The following is a 24,712-nucleotide window of genomic DNA, read 5'->3' as shown; positions in this document are numbered from 1 at the left end:
GATATCAGATGGAATGTGACCGTTGTTTTGTCGCACGTGAACGGCCTTGACGCAAACGTAGTGAACCTTTAGCTGGAGATCATCATGAAGGTCACAAGCACACATATCTCAGCAATCAACGCGATTCTGAAAAGCGGAAAGCGCGACTTCGATTCCGATCACTTTCTCGCCATGCTAACCGGTCAGTTCATCATTTACGGCATGGACGAACCGCAGCGCAACTATCTCGCGATTGCGTTGCTGGCGGAGGAAGCCTTTAAGGCAAAGCAGGTTGAAATCAAGGAAGACAGTATAAAAACGGCGACCGACAAATCGGTCACGAAACACGTCTCCAACTATTTCATCGACTTCAATAAACAAGGCAATGTCGTCGGGCAGATCGGCGGCTTCACGCTGAATCGCACCGCTGACCTCGCGCCGAAAGATCCAGTACGCGAAGCAGACAGGGCTGCGTTCGGTACCCGGTTCGAGACTTCCGTACTCGGTCTCAAGGCGTCGCCAGACGACGCTCACCTCAAGTGGGGGGTGAGAAAAGACAATATGGGCATAAAGGAAAGTTCAATCGATCTGAAGAAGATGACGGGTAGCCTCAGAAATTTTGCTGTGCGTCGTGCGTGCAAGTTTCTGATCTACGACTCCATCAAAGACGGCATCAAGATTGCCTATTCGCTGGACGACATGAACCTTTCCGCGGTTGTGAGACGCGACGCGCTCAGCCTCAGAGATGAAGATGGCAAGTCCGTCAAGCAGAAGGTCCCCGTCTGCACATCGGAGATCCGGGAGATCTTCCGCAACTGGGACTACCTGGAAAAGCATGTCGTGTTCTTCAAGGATTTCAAACGCGTACCGCCGCCGTGGTGCATACCAACCGGCACGGCTGCCGACGTCAAACTCTGGGCGAACTATGCCGCCGCACGGGCGAAGAAGCTGCAGGTAAAGTATGGCAAAGCCAATAACAAGCTCTACGAGTCGGTGAAAAATACTGTGTCCGAAGCCGCGAAGAACCAGATTCCGCCTCATACGGTACGAGATTTTCACTTATCGAAACCGAGCGCCTTCAATCCAAAATATGCACTGCCCGTCGACCACGAGAAACACGAGGACACGTGAGCGGAGTAGGAGCGTCACATCGCATGTCAGCATTGATGCGCGTACTGCAAGCGGTTCATCGAGGTACCGCTTGCCGCGCCAATATCACTGGCTGTGATTCGAGCTATGCACTACCCTCGTATTGCTGCAGAAACTCACTCCGCGCGACACGTCGCTGGATATGTCGCACACCGGAAAGCCGACTAATTGTTAACCGTCTCCAACAGGTGGTGTGACATGCCGTGGAATATCGAATTGAAGAAAAATGTGTCGATGCACGAAGGCGTGAGCGGCACTTTGCCGCGAGAAAAAATCACGCCCGAAATTGAGGCAAAACTCAAACAGGCGGTTCGCACTGCCCCTATCATGACAGCCGCCGCGATTCAGATGATCCAGCGATTCGCCGTGGTGGAACCAACGAAAAAAGCCACACCCGCCAATGTGGAAGTACAAAACACGCTGACCAAGTACTTCACGCTGAACCCCAACGTCGGCAGATACGAGCAGATCGTCAATCGCATTGTCGCCGTCTATCGCGCAATGCAAACGGGTCTGGTAGGCGGATATTCTCTTTATGCCTATGCCCAACCACGTACGGAAAAATCGTTCGAGCACGCGTTCGTCAAGGTCAATCACAATGCCAACAAAGCGCTGAGTCATTTCTTTGCCGATGTAGGCGAACGACACTGGCAATGGGATAAATTCAAAGAAGAGGCGCGAAAGTATGCTGGCGAGCCCGACAGTGCATTGGCCGAAGACATCCACTTGAACTACGAATGGTTCAAGGATAGCAACGTGGATATGGATATGGTTGCATTGACCATCGTTCACGAGGCATCGCACAAGTGGGCGCACACCACGGATGTCTGCTACAAGTCCAGCACATTCAGCAAGACAGCATCATCCGATTCACTTGCCGATGGCGTTCGGCAAGGCTTCCAGCCGACTATCGAACGTCAGAATGAACCCAAAGGGCCGATCTACGTGATGGTCAAAAACGGTCCGAAAAAGGTACTGGCATATCCATCCACGTTCAACGTGATGCAAAACGAAGCCTGGATCACGAACGCAGATAGCTACGCCTGGGCGGCCAGAAGACTCTGGAAGAGAGTGGAGTCGCTGATGACCCACGCCACGTTTTAGTGCGTGGATGAACTGCTCCCGCGGTATCCGGATACGAGCCAGCAGTGCACGCGCAATCCGCTAATAAAGATACTCGGCGGGGATCAGGGTATCTTCATCGTATCCGCTGCGGTGCTCGTCTTTTGAATTGCAAACGGGATCGAAGATCCAGATCAGATCACCCTCGATCTCTCTCGCAACCACACAGCCCGCCCAACGCACATAGAGTGCGTTGGGCGCTGCCTGATACATCTTGTTCAGCAGTTCGAGTCCGGCATGCTTGCTGGGGTTGCCACCGGGCCGCGCGAATCGTCGAAAATACACACCAAGGCGCCGCTGAAGCGTCTGTCGCGCACCATCCGCCTTTCCGACGTAGACGACATTGCCGGCCGATAAGGGCTGGTCATTGGTCGAAAAAATATAGATGCCCGCGCCGGGCGGAATCACGTCCCGGCTGATCATGTTCGCGACGAAGTGCGTAACGGGAATCGCCGGAGCGTGCCATCGCAATTGCGAAAACCAGATGGGCATGGATGTCATGCGGTCGCCCCTGAAATTCGAGGTATACGTCGACCGAGTATAGTTCGCCGGCAATCATTCGCGAAAGAATCCGGCTGAACCCGAGGCTCGTTCGACGCCCGCCAACGTCTACTTCACCTTCGGCCTGACCGACGCACGTTTCTTCGCTACTGACGTCGACTCCGCCGGCGCTGTCTCGCGTGCCGGCGAATGCTTGAACAGCGACGAACTGAGCGTGGCCGCACCCATGTCCGACGCAGCGCTCAACAGCAACGGCGCAAGCTCCTTCAGACGCGACTCCGGCAGCCGGCTTGTCGGCCCCGCGAGACTCACGATACCCACGACCTCAGCGGTCACCGGATTTCGCACAGGTGCGGCAATCGACGTCATGCCCGCCTCATAGGTTTCGATCGCCACCCCGTAGCCGCGTTGCCGCGCGCCGTTCAGATCTTTCAGGAACTGCTGGATGGTCTTCGGCGCACGCGGCGCGTTGGCCGATTTCGGACCGAGCCCACCCTGCTTCGATACCAGTTCGATTGCACGCTCGTCGGAGAGCGTGGATAGCCACGCCTGTCCGCTCGCCGTGCAATGAAGCGGTGGCTGGCTGCCCATGTCCGGGTCGTAACGCAAGCCCGACTTCGCGCCCTGCGCCTTGCCGACGAACGTGATGTGTTCGTCCTCGACCACGCCCAGACGCGCCAGTTCACCCGAGCTTTCCGCGAGCCGGTCGAGCACCGGTTGCGAGATATCGGCCACGCCGCTCGTCGACAGATAGATCAACCCCAGCGACACCAGCTTCAGCGCGAGCGTGTATTCGCCGTGATCCTCGTCCTGGCGCACGAAGCCTTCGTCGATCAGCATCGACAGCAGACGGTGCGTGCCGCTGCGCGGAATGTTCAGCGTGTCGGCGATGGCCGCGAGCGTCATGCGGCCGCCGTTCTTCGCCAACAGTTCGAGCACCGCCAGCGCCCGCTCCAGATTGCCTGCCATATTGCACTCTCATTCAATTTGCCGTGGGCAAATGAGAACACGATTCCATAGTGGAATTCAAGCAGTTTCGTATGTCCCCGACCGAAGGTGGGTTCCTCGTCAGTGCCCCGCGCTCACGCTGACCTGCGCAACCGGCCCGTTGTGCCGCGCGCCCTTCAGCAACACGCCCGCCGCGCCGACCGCGGCAGGCACCGCCAACGCCATGAACACTTCGCCGAAACTCCAGTTCGCATGCAGCATCGACGCGCCGAGCATCGCGCCCGCGATCCCGCCAAAGCGGCCGACGCCGAGCATCCAGCTCGTGCCCGTCGCGCGCATGGACGTCGGGTAGGAACCCGCCGCGAGCGCGCAAAAGCCCGTATTCGACCCGTTCATGCAATAACCCATGCCGAACGCGAGCACGCAGATCATGCTGAAGGTATGTGCCGACGACCCCATGTACCACGCCAGCACGCCGCCCGCGAACACGGTCAACCCCAGCGCGCGATGCGGATTGAAGCGGTCCATCTGCCAGCCGATCAGCACCGAGCCGACCGTGCCGCCCGCCTGGAACAGCGCGCCGACCACCGCCGCTTCGGCGAGCGTGAAGCCGATTCCGCGAATCAGCGTCGGCAGCCAGTTGCCGAGCAGATACACGGTGAGCAAACCAGCGAAGTAGCAGATCCACAGCATCACGGTGCCGAACGCATGGTCGCGCGAAAGAATCGCGCGCACGGGGCTGCGTTCCGCGCGCTCCGGTTCGTGCGAGATGAAACGCGTGGTGCCGTCGGCGCTACCCGGCTTCAGACGATTGAGCACATCGACGAGACGCATGCGGCGGCTCTCCTTCAACGCCAGATAGCGCGCCGATTCCGGCAGCCATTTGATCAGCACGGGCACATACAGAATGGGCAGCACGCCGCCGAGCAGCAGCACCGAATGCCATCCGTACGCGGTAATCAGCCACGCGCTGACGAAGCCGCCACCTGCCGCGCCGAACGTGAAGCCGCAAAACACGATCGTCACCATCAACGAACGGCGATGCGGCGGCGCATATTCGGCCATCAGCGTCGCGGCATTCGGCATCGATGCCCCGAGGCCGATACCCGTCAGAAAGCGCAGCACCGTCAGCGAGGCGACATCCGTCGCGAACGCCGATGCGAGACTCCACACGCCAAAGAAAAGCACGGCGGTCGTCATCACGGTCTTGCGGCCGAAGCGATCCGACATCGGCCCGGCGCCGAGCGCGCCGAAGGCAAGACCGAGCAGGCCGCCGCTCATCACGGGACCGAGCGCATCGCGCGGGATCGCCCATGCAGTGGAAAGCGACGGCGCGATGAAGCCGATCATCACCGTATCGAGTCCGTCGAGCATCACGATCAGCATGCACATCAGCAGCACGAGAAGCTGGAAGCGTCCGATCGGCTGATCGTCGAGGAATTGCTGAACGTCGAGCGCGCGTTCGCCGCGCGCAGCCGTTCCTTGAGCGGACCGTTTGGCCGCCTGCGAGAAGGTCATCGGGTGTCTCCGGATGATTTGTTCTTGTTATGTGTTCGTTCAGAAAGATGCCGGCCGCTCGCCGCCGTTCTTTTTGCACGGCGACGCTAAAAAGGCCGGACATCACATTGGCGTGCTGGAAATCAGGTCGCTGTCGCGTACGCCTGTTCGATCACAGCACGTGTCGCTTCATGCAAGCGTCGGGCACGATCGACGGCACGCGTAGTTTCAGCCCAACGCTGCGTCGGCACTTCGACGCTCACAGGCAAGTGGTCCGGCAACGCGCGCAGAATGCCAGCCAGATCGAGACCGCCCTCGCCCGGAATCATCCGTTCGCAACGCGCCTGATACAGCAGCGTATCGAGATCGGTCGGACGCTCGGCGGGTGCGTCGCAGAACTGCACATAGCCGAAGTAGTCGCGCGGCAACGCGCGCAACGCGTCGAGCGAATCAGCTGCACGATCGAAGTGAATCGGATCGATGATGAGGCCCGTGTTGCGCTTTCCGCTCGCCGCGACAATGCGCGCGCCCTGCGCGATGTTCTTCACCTCTGTCCACGGCATCGGTTCGAGCGAAGGCGTGATGCCGAGCGGCGCGGCGATATCGCACAACTGTGCAAGACGATCCGCCGTGCGCGCTTCGTCCGGATCATTGCCCGCCACGAGCGCGAAGCGCGCGCCGAGTTCGGCGGCTGTTTCGAGCATGGGCTTGTACGACGTCACGTCGGTCTCCGGCTTGAGCCGCATGATCTCGACATCGAGCACGCGCATACCCGTGCCCTTCAACACCGCGAGCGTCTCGCGCTTGAGCGCGGTATCGCCGACGATTTCGTGCCGCACTTCGTGATCGGTCGCGGGCAGCAGACGCAAGCCGACGAGGTCGTAGCCTGCGTCGGCCGCGCATTGCACCATCTGCGGCGGCGTCAGTTCCAGCACGGTCAGCGCCGACAGCGACAGCGCGCGCGCATGAGCCTGAGTCATCATGTCTCCTTTATCCAGTTCGAATCCTGTCTCACGTGCGCCGTTCAGCGCAACGGCGAAAACGGTGCGGGCACGTAGATCGTCGATTCCATCGTCGTCAGATGCGCGGGTCCGCCCTTCGGCGGCCAGATGCCGTCTTTCACGGCTTCCGCGCGAATGCGCGAGCGCTCGTCGACGCTGGCATACGGCCAGATGTTAAGAAAGCGCGGCACGGTGCCGTCGAGCGAATACATCGCACCGATCAGCGGCGAACGCTGCGTGCGCTCGGGCACGGCGTTTTCCCAGGCGTCGATGGTGTGTTGCAGACTTGCGAGCTTCGTGCCGTAGACGCGCATCTCGTAGATGCCGCCATGCACAGCCGGTTCGATCGGCGGCAGGAACGGGAAAAGCGCGTAGCTTTCCACCTTCACGTCCACGATGAATTCGCCGCAACCAAACGGATTGCCTTCGAGCAGCAGACGCTTGCGCTCATTCACGAGCGCCGCTTCCGATTCGAAGCCGCGCAGCACCATCACCTTGCCGAGCGCGCCGATATCCGAATACCAGCAGCCGAGCAGCGTCGAGCCCGGCTGATTGCCGCTCGCCTTGATGCTTTCGAACACCTGCGCATTCGTGCCGATTTTCACGGTGAGCGTGACTGTGTCATACAGTGTCATTGCATGGATCCTTGATGTGAACTGGAGGAACCGGTGCGCGTCGGTAGATGCGCTGCACCGGCGAGAGAAAGTCCTGCGAGATAACCGAATGTCATCGCCGGGCCGAGCGTGATGCCGCCGCTCGGATAGCAGCCGCCCATCATGCTCGCGCTGTCGTTGCCAACTGCGTAGAGGCCGGGAATCGCGTGGTCGTTGCGGTCGAGCACGCGGGCGCTGGCGTCGGTGGCGAGGCCCGAGAAGGTGCCGAGGCTGCCCGGCAGCAGCTTGACTGCGTAGAACGGTCCGTTGTCGATCGGAGCGAGACAGGGATTCGGCTTGTGTGCCACATCGCCCTGCACGCGGTTATAGGGCGTCGAGCCTTTGTGGAACTGCGGATCGAAGCCGTCTTTCGCGTACGTGTTGTACGCGCCGACCGTGTTTTCGAGGCCTTTTGCATCGATGCCGCACACCTTGGCAAGTTCAGCGAGCGTCGCACCGCGTTTCAGATAACCCGAACTCACATAGCTCGAAACGGGAAACGGAAACGGCTTCGAAAAACCGAGCCCGTAGCGGCGCTGAAACCGGTGATCGCAGATCAGCCACGCGCACACTTCTTCGCCGCGCGGCGTCGTGCCGAGCAATGCGGAAATGAAATCGTGATACGACGACGCCTCGTTGACGAAGCGCTGTCCCGCGCGCGTGACGGCAATCACACCCGGCTTCGCGCGTTCGATCAGATGCGCGAACGCCACGTCGCCACCGCGTTGCGGCACGAGCGAAACCGGCGCCCAGGCGGCGGGTGCATCGAGCCGATCATTGAAATGTCCGCCAATCGATTCGCCGAGGCGAATGCCGTCGCCCGTATTCGAGCGCGGCGCGGCTGACCAATGTTCTTTTCCCGAAGGCGTGTACGCAAACGTGCTGGCACGCCGCGCGACATCGTGTGGAAAGCCGCCGCACGCCAGCACTACGCCACGCGACGCACGCACCTCGTGCACCACGCCGTCGATCTCGACACGTGCGCCCGTCACGCGCGCGTCATCGCGCAGCAGGCCGATTGCCTTTGCCCGCGTACGCAAGTCGACGTTGCGATCCGCCGCCGATTTCAACAGCCGCGCGACCAGTGCATTGCCATTGACGAGATGCATCGAGCGCCCATGGCGCAGCTTTTGCCACGCGAAGGCAGCTAGCCGCCGCGTCACGTAAAGCGCGGATTTCACCGAACGCGTCGCGCGATAAAAATGCGCCAGATCCTGCCCCGACGCCAGCGCCATGCCCTTGATCGTCATCACCGACAGCGGCTCGCGCAGCTTGTGGATCAACGGACCGAGTTCCTTGCCGTCGAACGGCATCGCGCATACCGAACGGCCGCCCGGCGCGGCGCCCGGCGTGGTATGAAAATCAGGAACGCGATTGCCGTCGATGAAACGCATCGCCGTATGCCGCTCGAAAAACTCGATCATTTCGGGCCCGCGCTCCAGCAAGGCGTTTGCCTTGTCCGCATCGAACTGCGCGCCGAGTTCGCTCTTCAGATAGGTGCGCGGTGCGTCGATGTCTTCGCGGATGCCCGCGCGCGTCGCCAGCGGATTGCGCGGAATCCACATCCAGCCGCCCGACCACGCGGTCGTGCCGCCAAACACGTCCTCCTTTTCCGCGACCATCACGCGCAAGCCCTGCGCAGCCGCCGTCACGGCCGCCGACAGTCCGCCCGCGCCGGAACCCAGCACCAGCACATCGCATTCGAGTATCGGTTCACGTTTCATCTTCGCTTCTGCCTGCCCAAAACTATGGAACTAACTTTCTTTGTGGAATACTATTCCACAAATTGCGATCTTGCAAAGTTTTTGTGACGACGAGGAGGAGCGACATGCGAGTACTGGTTACAGGCGGCAGCGGTTTTCTGGGGGCGTGGATCATGCGGCGGCTGCTTGCACATGGCATCGAATGCGTTGCGTTCGATCTGCAGACGAAACCGCAATTGCTGCACGCGATCGCGCCGGAATGGGCGGATACGGTCCAATGGCGTACGGGCGATATCGCGCAAGCCGCCGATGTCGCGCGCGCACTGGACGGCTGCGACGCCGTCATTCATCTGGCGGGCATCCTGACGCCCGATTGCGCCGCCAATCCGGTGCGCGGCGCGCAGATCAACCTGATCGGCACGCTGAACGTCTTCGACGCAGCGCGGGCCGCAGGCCTGCAGCGCGTGCTGTACGCCAGCAGCGCGGGCGTATTCGGTCCCGACGATGGCGCAACGCCGCATCCGCAAACGCACTACGGCGCGTTCAAGCTCGCGTGCGAAGGCTCGGCGCGCGCTTACTGGAACGACCACGGCATCGCGAGCGTCGGCTTCCGGCCGCTGGTCGTCTATGGCGCGGGGCGGGAGACGGGATCGAGCGCCGGCCCGAGTCTCGCGTGCCGCGCTGCAGCGCTCGGCGAGCACTACACGATGCCGTTCACGGGTTCGACAGGTTTCATCTACGCCGACGATGTCGCGGCCGCATACGAAGCCGCGTTGTTGCGCGACGTGGAAGGTGCGCACGCGTTCACGCTCGCAGGCGAGATCGCGTCCGTGCAGACGGTGATCGACAAGATTGGCACGATCGTGCCCGAAGCGCGTATCGATGCCGCGGGCGCTGCGCTGCCTATCGCAACTGCGTTTCCGCACGATCCCGCCCTGGAACGCCTGTTGCCGGGTCTGCCGCAAACCTCGCTCGAAGAAGGTTTGCGGCAGACGGTAGCGTTCTATCGTCATGCGGTTGCTGCGCAACACTGACGATAACGAAACCCTCAGCGCGCCGGCGCAACCGGCGCGCGCGCCGCCACGGCCCGATGCACGGCAAGCGTCGCGGACAGCGTGCGCGCGGCATCGTCGGCGGAACACAGCGGCGCCTCTTCACGCGAGATCACGGCAGCGAAGTGGCGCAACTGCTCGTGATACGGATCAGCGCTATGCGGCGTGCTGCGCTCGACGGTCAGCGGCTCGTGCCAGCCCTTGCGCGAGCGGTACTCCCACACATCGAGTTGCGGCAGCGTCAACGACGCGTCCGTGCCGATCAGAAAATGCGTGTTCACCTGCTGGCGCGGATAGTGCGCCGCTTCGCCCGCCGCAAGATCCCAGTTCCAGGGCGCAGCCGCGCAGTCCGACACGGCGAGCGTGCCAAGCGCACCGCTCTCGAAGCGCAGCAATGCCGCAGCCGTATCTTCGACTTCGAAACCGCGCACCGCATTCGACGTCAACGCCTGCACCTCGACGATCTCGCCAAGCAGGAACCGCATGATGTCGATGTCGTGGATCAGGTTGATCAGCACAGGCCCGCCGCCCGCGCGCCGACGCCATTCCACATCGAAATAGGAGTCCGGTTTGTAGAAGGTCGCGAGCGCGTTCGCTGTCACGGGCTTACCCAGTCGCCCTGACCCGACGATTTCCTTTGCGCGCCGCAGGATCGGATTGTGCCGACGATGATGCCCCACCAGCACCGGCACCTTCGCTTCGTCGGCTGCGCGGCTCAACTGTTGTGCGGCGTCCACATCGTCGGCGATGGGCTTTTCGATCAGCGCGGGAATGCCGCGCGCGATGCACGCGAGCCCCACGTCCACATGCGTCGCGTTCGGCGTCGCGACGATCGCGCCTTCGGGGCGCACTTCGTCGAGCATCGCTGCATAGTCGGCGAACCAGCGCAGCCCTTCCTGTTGCGCGAATTCACGCGCGGCGGGCGACGGATCTGCAATCGCGACCACCTCGGCCTGCGGATGCAGTCGCGCCCGCTCGACATGCATCCGTCCGATCGCACCCGCGCCTATCACCGCCAAACGTCTCCTTGCCATGTCCTTCGTCTCCTCAGGTTGACCACATTTAAAGCTTCCCAGGTGATTACCCGGATTTTATGAAACACGCTTTGATTGTTGAATACTATTCTAATTCAAACTACAGTTCACCAAAAGTTTTGTTGTCGACAGGTTTGCGACCGGATACGGACAGGAGCGGAGAGACATGAAAGACGAACAGAAACAATCAAGCAATCAGGAAGCGCAGAGCACGGGCATGACGCGCCGCACATGGCTCGCCACGGCGGGCAAGACGCTCGCGAGCGGCGCGGCCGTGCTGGCCGCACCCGCAATCGTGCGTGCGCAAGGCGAGCAGCCGCTCAAGCTGGGCCTGCTGATGGCCAAGCAGGGTGTGTGGACCGAACAGGGCGAAGTGATCGCGAACGGCGTGAAGATGGCGCTCGACGATGCGAACAACCAGGCGCGCGGCCGCCGGGTGGATCTCGTCTGGTACGACGAGCCGAATCCGCAGTCGGCGCAGCAGAACATGCAGAAGCTGATCGAGCAGGACAAGGTGATCGCTGTGATCGGCGGCACGAATAGCGGCACGTCGCTGGCGATGTCGTCCGTTGCGAACCGCACGAAGACGCCGTATATCGCACCGAACGCCGCGGCGCGCGAACTGACGGGCAGCAGCTGCAACCCGTACACGTTCCGCGTGCTGAGCCCGACGCCCGTCACGTGCCGCGCGCTCGCGCCGTCGCTGCTCGCGATCGGCAAGAAGTGGCATTTCCTCGTGGCGAACTACGCGTATGGGCAGGACATCCAGCGCTCGATGTCCGAACTGCTGAAGCAGTCGGGCGGCACGATCACGGGCGCCGATGTCACGCCGCTCAACACCACGGATTTCAGTTCCTTCATCCTGAAGATCCGCCAGTCGAAGCCCGATGTCGTGATGCTCGGCCTGCCGGGCGGCGATCTGTCGACCTTCCTCAAGCAGTACGCCGAAATGGGCATGAAGGACAAGATTCCCGTTGCGTGCCCGATCATCGGCGACTCGGATTTGTGGTCGATCAACGTCGATGCCGCCACCGGTTACTACGGCAAGCCGTGGCACTACAGCTCGCCGGGTCATTCGCCGGAAGAACTCGCGTTCATCAAAAAGTACACGGCGAAGTACGGCAAGCCGCCTGCCGACAAGGCGTGGATCGGCTGGTTCACGACGCGCGCATTGCTCGCGGGCGTCAACCAGGCGAAGAGCACATCGGGGCCGGACATCGTGCAGAGCCTGGAGACGGTGCAATTCGGCGACAGCAGCGGCCCCGCGTATTTCCGCCCATGGGATCACCAGATGCTGCGCCGCTGGACGGTCTTCAAGGTGAAAGACCACATCACCGACAAGTGGGACTGGCTCAACCAGGTGTCGGCTGTTCCGCAAAACCCCGCCGAACTCGATGCGCTGTATGGCTCGAAACAGGAGATCGGCTGCACGATGGCCGCGCGATAACGCGCATCGAATGGTCGTGTTCGTGAACTTCACGCAACGGCCATTCGCTCCCGAAGTGTCCTGCGCTTATCTGCGTTTATCTGCATTCACCTGGAGTACAGGCATGGCAGAAATGGTGTTGTCCCAGATCGCCAACGGGTTGGTGCTGGGGTTCCTCTACGTGTTGCTCGCGATCGGTCTGTCGATCATCTGCGGGCTGCTTGGCATCGTCAACTTTGCGCACGGCGCGTTGTTCGCGCTTGGCGCGTACTTCGCCATTGCGCTGTCGATGCAGTTCGGCTGGGCTGCCGTGATCGTCGCGCCGATTCTCGTGGCGCTTGCGGGCATGCTGATCGAAGTGATTTTCATCCGGAGGCTGTACGGCAAGGAACCCTTGCTCGGGCTGATCGTGACATTCGCGTTGTCGCTGCTCCTCACCGCGCTGATTCGCCTCGTGTGGGGTGCGGGCGGTTTGCCGTTCAGCCCGCCCGCTGCGCTCAGCGGTTTTCTCGTCTATGGGCCGCTGTTGATCACGAAGTATCGGCTGTTCGTGCTCGCCGCGACAGTCGCGATTCTGCTTGCGCTGTGGTGGTTCATGAAGTTCACGCCTTATGGACGCATCTTGCGCGCGGGCAGTCGCGATCCCGAGATGGTAGGTCTGCTCGGCATCAACCTGCCGCGCGTGCTGACGGGCGCGTTCGGCCTCGGCGCGCTGCTAGCAGGTGCAGCGGGCGTGCTCGCCGCACCGCTGCTGACCGTCACGCCCAGCATGGCGACCGCGGCCGTGATGCCCGCCTTCGTGATCGTGACGATCGGCGGTCTGGGCTCGTTTGCGGGCGCTGTTGTCGCTGGCCTGCTGGTCGGCGTGGTGACGGCGCTGGCCGTGCAGTTCTTTCCTGAAGGGTCGTCGGTGGCGATGTATGTCCTGATGGCGCTCGTGTTGCTCGTGCGTCCGCGCGGGCTGTTCGGCGAACGCTGGGAGCGCTTCGAATGAATGTGAAACTCTTGACCCGGCATCCCGTCGCGCTGCTGACCGCGTGCCTCATCATCGTGTCGATCGCGCTGACCTCGAGCGGCACGCCGCTCGAACGCGCGACGCAGATAGCCATCTATACGCTCTACGGCATGGGCGTGAATCTGCTCGTCGCTTATACGGGTCTCGTGCCGTTCGGTGCGTCGGTGTTCTTCGGCACGTCGACGTATCTGGTCGCGATTTCGCTGCAACGCATGATCGGCAATGAAATCGTTGCGCTCGCGGCGAGCGTGATCGTCACTGCCGTGATGGCTGCATTGATCGGCGCAATCGTACTCAAACGACGCGGGTTGTACTTCTCGTTGCTCACGCTCGCCTGCTCGCAGATCGCGTTTGAAATCGCGTTCAAATGGACCGACGTGACCGGCGGGGAAAACGGTTTGCAAAACGTACCGCGCCCGACTTTCGCAACGACCACAGGCTTTCATGTGTTCGCGTGCATCACGGTGATCGCCGTCGCGTATGGCCTGTGGCGCCTCGTCCACGCGCCGTTCGGACGCGCGTTGCAGGCGCTGCGCGACAACGAGCAACGTGCCGCGAGCCTCGGCTACGACACGTATCGTCTGAAACTGTACGCGTTCGTGATCTCGGCGGCTGTGATCGGTTATGCGGGCGGTCTGCTGTGCCTGATGCTGCAAGGCGCGTATGCGAACAACCTGAGCTGGGAACACGCGGGCGACAGCCTGCTGATGACAGTGCTCGGCGGCGTGCATCAGTTTCTCGGCCCGCTGTGGGGCGCGATTGCGTTCATCCTGCTCGAAGACAAGCTCAGCAGCCTGACGGAGCACTGGTGGCTGATGTTCGCGCCGATCATCATCGCGTTCGCGTTCTTCTCGCCGGAAGGCATTCAGGGTCTCGCGCAACGCCTGCTGCGCCGGCCGCGCTGGACGCTCGTGCGCGACACCATTCCCGCTCGCCCCGAAGTGATAGCGCCGTACCGCGCGAGCCGCATCGACATGAATCCGGACACGCCGATTCTCAGCGTGCGCGGGCTGTCGAAGCAGTTCGGCTCGCTCGTGACCGCCGACAACATCGATCTCGACGTGTATCCGTACAAGCTGCACAGCTTCATCGGACCGAACGGCGCGGGCAAGACGACCTTCTTCAACATGCTGACGGGCGTGCTGCCGCCGACGTCGGGCACGATCACGTTCGACGGCAAGGACGTGACGCGACTCGCGATGTTCCGTCGCGTGCGGCTCGGCATGAGCCGCTCGTTCCAGATTCTCAGCGTGTTCCGCAATCTCACCGTGTTCGAGAACGTGCGCGTTGCCGTGCAGGCGGCGCAGCGCGAGCGGCTCGGCTTGTGGCGCGACGCGCATACGCTCGACAAGCAGAACGCGCAGACGTGGTCGCTGCTGTCGGCAGTGGGGTTGGCCGATCGCGCGGCGGCATCTTGCGAAAGCCTCTCGCATGGTGAACAGCGTCTGCTTGAAATCGCGCTCTCGCTCGCCACGCAAGCCCGCCTGCTGCTGCTCGACGAACCGCTCGCGGGTCTCGCCGAAGCGGATCGCGCGATCGTCGCGCGCATCGTGCGTGAACTCGCGAATCATCACGCGGTGCTCCTGATCGAGCACGACATCGACCGCGTGCTGACCATCTCCGATCGTGTCAGCGTGCTGCATCGCGGGCATCTGATCGCGGACGGCTCGCCTGCCGACGTGGCGGCGCATCCCGAAGTGATCGAAGCGTACATGGGTCACGCAAAAGGCCAGCGTCCCGTCGATGCACGCCTCGCCGAACGCGTTGCGCACAAGCGCGATGCATCGGCAAGCAGGCGCGTGCTTCTTCACATGCAAAACGTGAAGGCGGGCTATGCGGGCAACACGATCCTCGACGGCATCGATCTCACGTTGCACGAAGGCGAAGTGATCGCCATTCTCGGCCGCAACGGCGTCGGCAAGACGACGGCACTGCGCGCGGCAACGGGCGTTGCACAGATCAGCGAGGGCACGATCACGTTCGACGGACACGACATCACCGCCCGGCCGATGCACGAGATCAACCGGCTCGGCCTCGCGATGGTGCCCGAAGGCCGCCGCCTCTTCCCGAACCTGACTGTCTACGAGAACTTGCGGCTCGCCGCGCGCAAGGGCGGCGCGAGCGTCGACGAGATGTATGCGCTCTTTCCGCGGCTCGCGAATCGTAAGGACGTCCGTGCCGAGCACCTTTCCGGCGGCGAGCGTCAAATGGTGGCTATCGCGCGTGCGTTGATGGCGCCCGCGAAAGCGATTCTGCTCGACGAACCGTTCGAAGGCCTCGCGCCTGCCGTCGTGCAGGAAGTGCTCGACGCGGTCGTGAAGCTGCGCGAGCGCGCAAGTGTGGTGATTGTCGAACATCAGGCCGATATGGTGTTGCCGATCGCGGACCGCGTGTACGTGCTCGTCAATGGCCGCATCGCGTATGAAAACACGGCTGACGCGCTCGCGCAGGACAGCGCGACGCAGGCCAAACTGCTTGGCATCGTGCATGACGATGCCCGTTCTACTCTGGAGGTAAAAACAGCATGACCCAGGCAACTGCAACCCATGTCGCCGTATCGCTCGACGAGGGACTCAGCGGCGCGACGCGCGTGTACTTCATTGTTGGCGACCCGATCGCGCAGGTGCGTTCGCCCAAAGGCGTAACGGCCGCCCTGCGCGAAGCGGGACGCGACGCGCTCGTGGTCCCCGCGCATGTCGCGCCGGACGATCTCGCGGCATTCTTCGCCGGTGTCGCGCCGATGCAAAACGTCGATGGCGTGATCATCACCGTGCCGCACAAGTTCAGCGCGGCCGGCTTCTGTTCGAGCCTGTCGGAAGAAGCCGCGTTTCTCGGCGCGGTGAACACGCTGCGCCGCACCGCCGATGGCGGCTGGCATGGCGGCATGTTCGACGGTACCGGCTTCGTTGCCGCGCTCGAAGATGCGGGCTGCGATCTGCAAGGCAAACGCGCGCTGCTGATCGGCGCGGGCGGCGCGGGCTCGGCGATTGGCCAGGCGCTCATCAAGGCGGGCGTTGCATCGCTAGACGTGCGCGACAACGATGCAGAGCGCACCGGTTCGCTCGTCAAGCGTCTCGCCGCGATGCAACGCGGTGCCGTGCAGGTGGCCACTGCCGATGTCGAAGCTGCATCGTACGACGTGGTCGTCAATGCATCGCCGATGGGCATGCGCGCCGACGATCCATTGCCCATCGACGTATCAAGCCTGCCCTCTTCCACTTTTGTCGGCGATGTCGTCACCAAGCCGCCGCTCACGCCGTTTATCGAAGCGGCGCGCGCGCGAGGCTGCAAGACCGTCACGGGCACGCAGATGTTCGGGCGCGTGTGCGACCGCATGGTCGAGTTTCTGCTCGACGCGACAGCATGAGCGTTGCGCAGCGGGTCGCCGTCGTCACGGGCGGCGCCGGCGGCATTGGCCGCGCGATTGCGGCGCGGCTGCAACGCGACGGCCTGTGCGTCGCGTTGTGGGATCTCGATACGCGCGCAGCGCGTGAGGCCGCTGACGCGCTTTCCAATGGCAAGGACGACGCGGTCATCGGCGTGCATGCGGACGTGACGGACGAAGCCTCCGTCGCGGCCGCGCTGAACACGACGCTCGACCGGTTCGGCGCGCTGCACGTGCTGATCAACAGCGCGGGCACGACAGGCCCGATCGCAACCGTCGCCGACAGCGCGCTCGATGCATGGCAGCGCTGCATCGACGTCAATCTGCGCAGCGTGTTCCTGTGCTCGCGCGCCGCCGTCAAGCCGATGCTCGATGCGGGCTTCGGCCGCATCGTCAATCTCGCGTCGATTGCGGGCAAGGAAGGCAATCCGTCGATGTCCGCGTATTCGGCGGCCAAAGCCGGTGTGATCGCGTTCACGAAATCGATGGGCAAGGAACTGGCGCTCACACCGGTGCGCGTGAATTGCATCGCGCCCGCCGTAATCGAAACGCCCCTGCTGCAACAGATGACGCCCGACGCGCTCGCCGCGAGTCTCGCGAAGATTCCGATGCAGCGCGCGGGCACTGCCGACGAGGTCGCGAATCTCGCCGCATGGCTGGCATCGGATGAATGCTCGTTTTCGACGGGCGCGACGTTCGATCTGTCAGGCGGGCGCGCGACTTATTGACGTCTGTTCGAACACAACACCACCACTACCCAAAAAGAAGGAGCAGGACAGGAGATGAAGCGCAGCAACGAATTCAAACAACTTGCGCTCGGCGCCGCCATGTTCGCGGCAATGCCCGCATTCGCGCAGAGCAGCGTGACCTTGTATGGCGTCGTGGATACCGGCATCGCGTATCAGAACAGCCAGACGACGCTGGGCTCGACGGCAAATGGCCATTCCGCCGTCAAGATGGTGACGGGCGTGTGGGCAGGCAGCCGCTTCGGCCTCAAAGGCGCCGAAGATCTGGGCGGCGGCACGAAAGCGATTTTCACGCTTGAATCAGGTATCAATTCGACGACGGGCGCGCAGCAGTACACGAACGCGATGTTCGGGCGGCAATCGTGGGTCGGGTTCAGCAATCCCGCGTATGGCTCGCTCACGTTCGGGCGCCAGTACGCGTCTTACTACCAGTTGCTCTCGCCGTACAGTCCGACGAACTGGCTGACGGGTTTCTTCGGCGCACACCCTGGCGATATCGACGGGCTCGACACGATCTACCGTGCGAACAATACGATCGAATATATGTCGCCCAAACTCTACGGCTTTACGTTCAGCGGTTCGTATTCGCTCGGCGGCGTGGCGGGCAGCCTCAACAGCGGCTCGACATGGGCAGGCGCGATCCAGTACGCAAACGGACCAATCGGTCTTGCAGTCGGCTTCTCGCGCATCAACAATTCGACGACTGGCGGCGGCACGTTCGGCGCGGATTCCACCACGTCGAACAACGGCGCACAGGCGGGTGTATCCGCGCTGACGAACGGCTACCAGACGGCACAGGCGCAGCAGCGCTTTGCCGTGGGCGGCAGCTACACGTTCAACAGCGCGTGGGACGTGTCCGCCACCTACTCGAACGTGCAATATATTCCAGGCATCGGCTCGAAGTTCACCGACACAGCAATCTTCAACACGGGCGGCATTGTGCTGCACTGGAAACCCGCTGTCACATGGGACTTCGGCGCGGGCTACAGCTTCACGCGTGCAACGAAGGCCAACGGCATCACGAGCGCGGCGCAATATCAGCAGTTCAATCTGTCCCAGTACTACGCGTTGTCCAAGCGCACCGGCTTCTATGCGCTGGAAGCGTATCAGCACGCGAACGGCAAGACGCTGGGCACCGCAGGCGCCGGTCAGATCATCGACGCAACCGCCACGCTCGGCGACGGCTTTAATTCCGCGCCCTCGTCCACCCGCAACCAGTTCGCGGCGGGCGTCGGCATCGTGCACCGGTTCTGACGGACTTCATCGGCGCTGGCAATCTTGAATCGGATTCCACATAGTTTACTGGAATACAATTCCATTTTTAACTATACTGGAATCTGATTCCATGCATTCTTCGGACCGCTCGCACGAAGCCGGGTCGCCCAGGAAGCACGGAAAGGCGACAAGGCATCGGAGGAGACATTGGACATGAATTCAGGCAGCAGCATCCATTGGGACGAAGAAGTCGACGTGCTGGTGTTCGGCGCGGGCGCGGCGGGCATGACGACGGCGCTGATCGCGCATCACGAAGGGCTGGACGTGCTGCTGTGCGAAAAGACGGATGCCGTCGGCGGCATCACGTCGACGTCGGGCGGCACGACCTGGGTGCCTGGCACGCAATTGAGCGTCGATGCAGGCGTGCCCGACAGCGTCGACGACGCACGGCGTTTTCTGCAATCGGTGGTCGGCGAACGCGGCGGCGACGAAGCACGCGAAGCCTTTCTGCAAAGCGGCCCGCTCGCCATCGACGAATTGCAGCGCATCAGCGACGTGAAGTTCGTCGCAGCGGCCGCGCATCCGGACTATGTGACGGGACCCGGCGCGGCATTCGGCGGGCGAGCGCTCGCGCCCCTGCCATTCGATGCACGCGTGCTGGACAAGGATTTCTCGCGCGTGCGCCCGCCGCGCAAGGAATTCATGGGCCTCGGCGGGATGATGGTCAATCGCAGCGACCTCGGTGCGCTGCTCAATCCGTTCGCGTCGGTAAGCAATTTCAGGCGCACGGTCGAAGTGGTCGGACGTTATGTGATCGACCGCATGCGTTTCTCGCGCGGCACGCAACTCGTGATGGGCAATGCGCTCGCCGCCCGGCTTTTCTATAGCCTGCGCAAGCGCGGCGTGGCCGTGCGCTTCGAAACGCCGCTCATCGAACTGGTGCGTGAGCAGGGCCGCGTGACGGGCGCGGTGGTCGGTTCGCATGATGGCAAGCAGCGGCGTATCCGCGCGCGTCGCGGAGTCGTGCTCGCCACGGGCGGCGTCACGCGGCATCCGGCGCTGCGCAAACAGTTGTTTCCTGCTGCCGCCCAACCGCTATCGCTCGCGCCCGACACGCACACGGGCGACGGCGTCGGCAGCGCGCTGGCTATCGACGCACGGCTCGAAAACGGCGGCGACAGCCCCGGTCTGTGGATGCCCTGCTCGATCCGCCGTTCGCCGAACGGCGACGACAGCGTATGGCCGCACATCATTCTCGACCGCGCGAAGCCTGGGCTGATCGCGGTGAACAACCGGGGCGAGCGCTTCGTCAACGAATCCAACTCGTATCACGACTTCGTGATGGGCATGCTGCGCGACAGCGGCAACGGCACCAGCGTTCCGGCACATCTGATCGTCGACGCAGACTTTATCCGCAACTATGGTCTGGGCCTGTTGATGCCGGGACGCAGCCGTGCGCGCATCGCCGAGTTCGAACGCGCCGGTTATCTGGTCAAGGGCGACACGCTGGCCGCACTGGCAGCGAAGTTGAATGTGGACGCAGAAGGCCTCGCGCGCACAGTCGAGCGCTATAACCGCGACGCGGCATCAGGCAACGACCCTGCATTCGGCCGCGGCTCCAGCCCGATGAGCCGCTTCAACGGCGATGCCGCACAGAAGCCCAATCCGTGCATCCGTCCGTTGGGCCAAGGCCCGTATTACGCCGTCACCGTATGGCCCGCCGATCTCGCGTGCAGCGCGGGCCTGGGCGGCACGGCCAACGGCGAAGTGCTCGATGCGAACGGCAGCGTGATACCGGGACTCTTCGCGTGCGGCAACGATCTCGCTTCGATCTTTCGCGGCACGTATCCGGGGCCCGGCACGACCTTGGGCCCGGCACTCGTGTTTGGATGGCGAGTGGCGAAGTTCATCGCGGGCAAGCTGGACGATGGCGCTGCCGGCGGCACCACTCGCGTGGATGGCAAAGCGGCCACGCTGTCGATCTAGAACCGCACTCGCCCGCAGTCTTCACGCGTCGGCGTGCTCGACGATCGTGACTTCCTCAACGGTTCCTGTTGCACGGCGTGCGCGCCATCGTGCATACGCAGCCGTCAGCAACGGTGCGAGCAGCGAAGTGACGATCGTGGACGCAGCGATCTGAGGCGTGGCCACCGCGACCAGCGAGCCGAGCCGGGGATCGACGGCAGCGATCGCCGTGGGCGTCGCCACCGCGTTGCCCGCCGTCGTCGCCGACGCCACGCCGCCCACGCCCGAACCGCCCGCAAGACGTGAAGCGATCACGTTGAATACCGCGCCGACTGCCAGCGTAATCAGACCGAGCACGACTCCCGACAAACCCGCGCCAAGAATCGCGTGCAGATTGATCTGTGCGCCGAGACCGAATGCGAAGAACGGAATCAGCAGATCGCCGCCCGACTTGAGAAACCTGCGCATGTCCTCGTCGATGTTGCCCAGCACCATGCCGATGACAATCGGCAGCACGGTTGCGACGAGATCGAGAACGGGGATCTTCGCGAGACCCGACAAGCCCAGCGCGAGCATCGTCACGAATGGTCCTTCCAGAATGGACAGAACGGCAAGCGCACCGCGATCGACCTCGTCGCCGAATTGCCGTGTCAGTGCTGCGTAAAGTCCCATGTTCGCGTTCGTCACGGCCGCGATGATCGCCATGCCGGAAAGACCGAGAAAGCCGTTCGCGCCGAACACCTTGCCGACGAGCAAACCAATCAGCACGCCGCTCGCGAGCTTGGCAAGCGTGATGGCGGCGCCGTTCCTCAGCGCGCGCGGTGCCGTGCGCAACTGGATTTCCGCGCCCATGCAAACGAAGAACACCGCGAGGATAGGCAACGCGCCATGCGCGAGCTGCGTCGAAAAACTGCCGATACCGAGCACCTTCGGCGCGAAAGTGTTCAGCAGGCTGCCCCAAAGCAAAGGAATGACCATCATGCCGCCAGGAAAGCGTTCGATGGCTTGTTTGATTTTCATGTCGAGTCTCCATGATCCTGGCGCGGGTTCGACATGGCCCGACCAGCATTTATCTTGCGGCGTGCGGTGAACTGAAGACACAGTGCTCCAACTGCACCGCACGGTTGCGCATCGCGTGACGCGACGCGCGCGGTCTCTTACATCTGCGCGCCGATCATCCAGGGCACGAATTCTTCATTGCCGACGCCCAGCGCTTCGCTCTTGCTCTTGTGGCCCGATGCGACGTCGATGATCATCCGGAAAATTTCTTCGCCCTTCTGCTCGACGCTCACGGTGCCGTCCATGATGTCGCCGCAGTTGATGTCCATGTCATCGGCCATCCGCTTGTACATCGTGGAGTTGGTTGCGAGCTTGATCGACGGCGCCGGTTTTGCGCCGAAGCAGGAGCCGCGGCCCGTCGTGAATACGACGAGATTCGCGCCGCTCGCAATCTGCCCCGTCGCGCCCATCGGGTCATAACCCGGCGCGTCCATGAAGACGAGGCCGTGGGTGTCGATCGGCTCGGCGTAGCGGTACACGCCCATCAGCGGCGACGAACCGCTCTTGGCGACTGCACCCAGCGATTTCTCGAGAATCGTCGTGAGGCCGCCCGCCTTGTTACCCGGCGTCGGATTGTTGTCGATGCTGCCCTTCTCGCGCTTTGCGTAGTCTTCCCACCAGTGAATCCGCTCGACGATCTTTTCGCCCACGTCCTTGCTCACGGCACGACGTGTCAGCAGATGCTCCGCGCCGTAAATCTCCGGCGTTTCCGACAGGATCGCGGTGCCGCCGTGCCGCACCAGCAGATCGACCGCCGCACCCAATGCCGGATTGGCCGTGATGCCCGAATAACCATCGGAGCCGCCGCACTGCAGCGCGATGTTGATGTGCGAAACAGGCACGGGCTCACGCACTGCCTGATTGGCGACAGGCAGCATGTTTTTGACTGCGGCGATGGCTGCGTCGACGGTCTTTTGCGTACCGCCTTCTTCCTGCATCACGAGCGGCACGAGCAGCGGACCCGGTTCGACACCTTCCGCGATGAACATGGCGCCCATCTGGTTCGCCTCGCAGCCAAGCCCGATGATGACGATGCCGGCGAAGTTCGGATGCTTCACGTACCCGCCGACCGTGCGGCGCAACTGCTGAATGCCTTCGCCATGATGGTCGATACAGCAACCGAAGCTGTGCGTGATCGGCACGATGCCGTCGACATTCGGATAGGCGTCGAGCGCGCCCGGTTGCGCGAAGTGCTGCGCAACGAGCTTCGTGACGGTGGCCGAGCAGTTCACGGTGCTGACCACGCCGATGTAGTTGCGCGTCGCGACGCGGCCGTCCGCGCGGCGAAAACCATTGAACGTGAGCGGCGCCGCAGCGGGATCGACCGCCTTCATGTCTTCGCCGAATGCGTAGTCGCGCGCGAAATCGCCCATCGACATGTTGTGCACGTGAACGTGATCGCCCGCGCGAATCGGCTGCGTCGCGAAGCCGATGATCTGGCCGTAGCGCCGCACCGGCGCACCTTGCTCGACGTCGCGGCAGGCAATCTTGTGCGCGGCGGGAATGTCAGCCGCCGCAACGAGATTGTCGAAATCAGCGAGAATAGTGCCGGCGGCAAGCGCGCCGCGTGCGATCAATACGTCGTCGAGATCGTGCAGTTTAATGGCGGGTGTGACCTGGCTCATCATGGTCCTCCTGTTCCGGATTGTGGGGTTGAGCGGGCGACGCTCTCTGCTGGAATGCGGAGCGTTTGCCGGCGCGGACTCATATTGCGGCCGGCGCGACACGACGCGCAAACTGGTCAGGCCACTTTTATCAGGGGACAAGATGCGCCCCGCGTGGCTGACGAAGGATGAACTGTGGAAAGTCGATTGAAAGCAACGGGCGCATTGGCGCAGACAATCCGCCGCATCGAATCGGGCATTCAGGAAGGCCGCTGGCAACCCGACGAACGCCTGCCGTCCGAACGCACGCTCGCGGAGTCATTCGGTGTGTCGCGCGCGACGGTGCGCGAAGCGATCGGACGCCTCGCCACGAAGGGGCTGCTGGAAACGCGGCGTGGCAGCGGTGTGTATCTGCTGCGCAGCAAGCCGGCGACACTCACGGCGCCGTGGCTTCAACTCATCGCCGATACGCCGCCGCTGCGTTCAGAAACGCTTGAATTTCGATTGGTATTCGAGTGCGCGGCAGCCCGTTTCGCTGCGCAACGTGCGTCGCATCGCGAGCTCGAACGTTTCGAGGCCGTGCTTGAACGCATGCGCAACGCGGTTGCGGGTAAGGATGTCGATGAAGAAGCGGCGACAGACGGCGAGTTTCATACTGCGCTAGTGGCCGCGTCGCAAAACCGGCTGCTCGACCAGTTCTATGCAAGCGTGATCGGCATGTTGCGCGATCACATTGCGAGCAATACCTACGACGCAACCGTCAACAACGCGAACGCCGCCGAGCAGGCGCGCAATCGCCTGTGCCAGCACGAATCGATTTATTACGCGATTCGTGAAGGCAATGCCGATGCCGCGCAGCAGGCCATGTACGTGCACATCGATTATGTTGGACGGCAGTTCAACGTCTAGCGCGGACAGCCCTGAAGACGTTTTCCCGCCTGATAGTCGTCGATCAGTTCGCTGAAACGCTGCGCACCAAAGCTCGGAAAGTGTCCGCCATGCACGACGCGCACGGGCAATTCGCGCAATCGCTCCATGGATTCGCAATAGTCGTCGACAGATGAGCGGAAGGCATCGTCGATTAACGGCCCGTCGTACACGCAATCGCCGGAAAAGAGCACGCCTGTCTGTGCCTCCCACAACGCGATCGAGCCCGGCGAATGACCCGGCACGTGCAACACCTGAAACTGCCGGTCGCCCAGATCGATGACGTCGCCGTGTTCGACGACGCGCGTCGCGGGAGCGGGTTGAACGCGATACGCCTGCTGTGCATAGCCGCCCGGTGGCAGCGCAGAAAACATCTCGACGACGGCGAACCGGTCGGCGAGTGTCTCGCGTGGATCCGGCTGCGCGAGAACATGTGCCTCGGCGCAATGGCACACCCGCTGATCGAATTCGTGATGGTTGCCGATATGGTCGAAGTGGCAGTGACTCGCCACTGCCGTGACCGGTCGCTCCGCAAGCCATGGGATCGACGCCTTGAGACTCACCACGCCCATGCCGGAGTCAATGAGCAGATCATGATCGCGCCCGCGCACGTGCCAGATGTTGCAGCGGTAGAACGGATCGATAAAGCGCTCGGATATCAGCGTAACGCCCGCGTCGAACGACTGGACTGCGTACCAGTCTTCCGCCTTTGCTGTGCCGATGTGCTGCAT

General features: G+C 62.6%; 21 protein-coding genes. 11 read left to right on the top strand and 10 right to left on the bottom strand.

The window, feature by feature from the left end; genetic code table 11:
- The first annotated feature begins 84 nt into the window (after window positions 1–84).
- Together G3O01_RS13345 and G3O01_RS13340 are read left to right on the top strand one after the other, a co-directional pair.
- Window positions 85–1,110: a hypothetical protein gene (locus G3O01_RS13345; RefSeq protein ID WP_205805298.1), complete on the top strand. Its 1,026-nt coding sequence runs from the start codon at window positions 85–87 to the stop codon at window positions 1,108–1,110.
- A gap of 216 nt (window positions 1,111–1,326) precedes the next feature.
- Entirely contained in the window at window positions 1,327–2,232 is a 906-nt protein-coding gene (locus tag G3O01_RS13340; RefSeq protein ID WP_205805297.1) for a hypothetical protein, read from the top strand.
- 60 nt (window positions 2,233–2,292) lie between these two features.
- Here the strand turns inward: G3O01_RS13340 and G3O01_RS13335 are convergent, their stop codons facing one another.
- The 6 genes from G3O01_RS13335 to G3O01_RS13310 all read right to left on the bottom strand — a co-directional run bounded on the left by G3O01_RS13335 (window position 2,293) and on the right by G3O01_RS13310 (window position 8,574).
- The gene (locus G3O01_RS13335; protein ID WP_205805296.1) at window positions 2,293–2,751 is read right to left on the bottom strand and encodes a hypothetical protein; all 459 of its coding nucleotides are present in this window, start codon (window positions 2,749–2,751) and stop codon (window positions 2,293–2,295) included.
- Window positions 2,752–2,859: 108 nt separating this feature from the next.
- On the bottom strand, window positions 2,860–3,720 hold the full coding sequence (locus tag G3O01_RS13330; RefSeq protein WP_205805295.1) for an IclR family transcriptional regulator: 861 nt from the start codon (window positions 3,718–3,720) through the stop codon (window positions 2,860–2,862).
- 99 nt (window positions 3,721–3,819) lie between these two features.
- A complete protein-coding gene (locus G3O01_RS13325) occupies window positions 3,820–5,217 on the bottom strand; it encodes an MFS transporter (protein ID WP_205805293.1) in 1,398 nt (465 codons plus the stop codon).
- Between the two features lie 122 nt (window positions 5,218–5,339).
- Window positions 5,340–6,176 carry a sugar phosphate isomerase/epimerase gene (locus tag G3O01_RS13320; protein ID WP_205805721.1) on the bottom strand — a complete coding sequence of 279 codons (837 nt, stop codon included), beginning with the start codon at window positions 6,174–6,176 and terminating at the stop codon, window positions 5,340–5,342.
- 44 nt (window positions 6,177–6,220) lie between these two features.
- Window positions 6,221–6,832, bottom strand: a complete 612-nt coding sequence (locus G3O01_RS13315; RefSeq protein ID WP_205805291.1) for an NIPSNAP family protein — start codon at window positions 6,830–6,832, stop codon at window positions 6,221–6,223.
- Window positions 6,829–8,574: an FAD-dependent oxidoreductase gene (locus G3O01_RS13310; protein WP_205805289.1), complete on the bottom strand. Its 1,746-nt coding sequence runs from the start codon at window positions 8,572–8,574 to the stop codon at window positions 6,829–6,831. The genes G3O01_RS13315 and G3O01_RS13310 overlap by 4 nt, the downstream gene beginning before the upstream one ends.
- 104 nt (window positions 8,575–8,678) lie before the next feature.
- Here G3O01_RS13310 and G3O01_RS13305 point away from each other — a divergent pair, with 104 nt between their 5' ends.
- On the top strand, window positions 8,679–9,587 hold the full coding sequence (locus G3O01_RS13305) for an NAD(P)-dependent oxidoreductase (protein WP_205805287.1): 909 nt from the start codon (window positions 8,679–8,681) through the stop codon (window positions 9,585–9,587).
- Between the two features lie 14 nt (window positions 9,588–9,601).
- Here the strand turns inward: G3O01_RS13305 and G3O01_RS13300 are convergent, their stop codons facing one another.
- Entirely contained in the window at window positions 9,602–10,639 is a 1,038-nt protein-coding gene (locus G3O01_RS13300; RefSeq protein WP_205805285.1) for a Gfo/Idh/MocA family oxidoreductase, read from the bottom strand.
- 166 nt (window positions 10,640–10,805) lie between these two features.
- Between G3O01_RS13300 and G3O01_RS13295 the strand changes: the two genes are divergently transcribed.
- The 7 genes from G3O01_RS13295 (at window position 10,806) to G3O01_RS13265 (ending at window position 20,412) form a co-directional block, all read left to right on the top strand.
- Window positions 10,806–12,086 carry an ABC transporter substrate-binding protein gene (locus G3O01_RS13295; protein ID WP_205805284.1) on the top strand — a complete coding sequence of 427 codons (1,281 nt, stop codon included), beginning with the start codon at window positions 10,806–10,808 and terminating at the stop codon, window positions 12,084–12,086.
- Between the two features lie 103 nt (window positions 12,087–12,189).
- On the top strand, window positions 12,190–13,059 hold the full coding sequence (locus G3O01_RS13290; RefSeq protein ID WP_205805282.1) for a branched-chain amino acid ABC transporter permease: 870 nt from the start codon (window positions 12,190–12,192) through the stop codon (window positions 13,057–13,059).
- On the top strand, window positions 13,056–15,608 hold the full coding sequence (locus tag G3O01_RS13285) for a branched-chain amino acid ABC transporter ATP-binding protein/permease (protein ID WP_205805280.1): 2,553 nt from the start codon (window positions 13,056–13,058) through the stop codon (window positions 15,606–15,608). Before G3O01_RS13290 ends, G3O01_RS13285 begins: the two co-directional genes overlap by 4 nt.
- Window positions 15,605–16,447, top strand: a complete 843-nt coding sequence (locus G3O01_RS13280; RefSeq protein WP_205805270.1) for a shikimate dehydrogenase — start codon at window positions 15,605–15,607, stop codon at window positions 16,445–16,447. Before G3O01_RS13285 ends, G3O01_RS13280 begins: the two co-directional genes overlap by 4 nt.
- Window positions 16,444–17,193 (top strand): SDR family NAD(P)-dependent oxidoreductase, encoded by a 750-nt coding sequence (locus G3O01_RS13275; RefSeq protein WP_205805268.1) that lies wholly within the window; start codon window positions 16,444–16,446, stop codon window positions 17,191–17,193. Before G3O01_RS13280 ends, G3O01_RS13275 begins: the two co-directional genes overlap by 4 nt.
- Window positions 17,194–17,247: 54 nt before the next feature.
- Window positions 17,248–18,465: a porin gene (locus tag G3O01_RS13270; RefSeq protein ID WP_205805266.1), complete on the top strand. Its 1,218-nt coding sequence runs from the start codon at window positions 17,248–17,250 to the stop codon at window positions 18,463–18,465.
- 174 nt (window positions 18,466–18,639) lie between these two features.
- Window positions 18,640–20,412 carry an FAD-dependent oxidoreductase gene (locus G3O01_RS13265; RefSeq protein ID WP_205805263.1) on the top strand — a complete coding sequence of 591 codons (1,773 nt, stop codon included), beginning with the start codon at window positions 18,640–18,642 and terminating at the stop codon, window positions 20,410–20,412.
- Window positions 20,413–20,433: 21 nt separating this feature from the next.
- Here G3O01_RS13265 and G3O01_RS13260 read toward each other — a convergent pair whose 3' ends face one another.
- Window positions 20,434–21,411, bottom strand: coding sequence for a 2-keto-3-deoxygluconate permease (locus tag G3O01_RS13260; protein WP_205805261.1), 978 nt, complete (start codon window positions 21,409–21,411; stop codon window positions 20,434–20,436).
- Between the two features lie 137 nt (window positions 21,412–21,548).
- Window positions 21,549–23,075 (bottom strand): altronate dehydratase family protein, encoded by a 1,527-nt coding sequence (locus tag G3O01_RS13255; RefSeq protein WP_205805720.1) that lies wholly within the window; start codon window positions 23,073–23,075, stop codon window positions 21,549–21,551.
- Between the two features lie 186 nt (window positions 23,076–23,261).
- On the opposite strand from G3O01_RS13255, the gene G3O01_RS13250 reads away from it, so the two are divergent.
- The gene (locus tag G3O01_RS13250) at window positions 23,262–23,963 is read left to right on the top strand and encodes a FadR/GntR family transcriptional regulator (RefSeq protein ID WP_205805259.1); all 702 of its coding nucleotides are present in this window, start codon (window positions 23,262–23,264) and stop codon (window positions 23,961–23,963) included.
- Here G3O01_RS13250 and G3O01_RS13245 read toward each other — a convergent pair.
- Window positions 23,960–24,712, bottom strand: a complete 753-nt coding sequence (locus G3O01_RS13245; protein ID WP_205805257.1) for an MBL fold metallo-hydrolase — start codon at window positions 24,710–24,712, stop codon at window positions 23,960–23,962. The genes G3O01_RS13250 and G3O01_RS13245 overlap by 4 nt on opposite strands.

The organism is Burkholderia sp. Ac-20365 (assembly GCF_017104715.1).
GTDB lineage: Bacteria > Pseudomonadota > Gammaproteobacteria > Burkholderiales > Burkholderiaceae > Paraburkholderia.
Note: the sequence above shows the minus strand (reverse complement) of the source record. Positions and strands in the feature narration are given on the sequence as shown.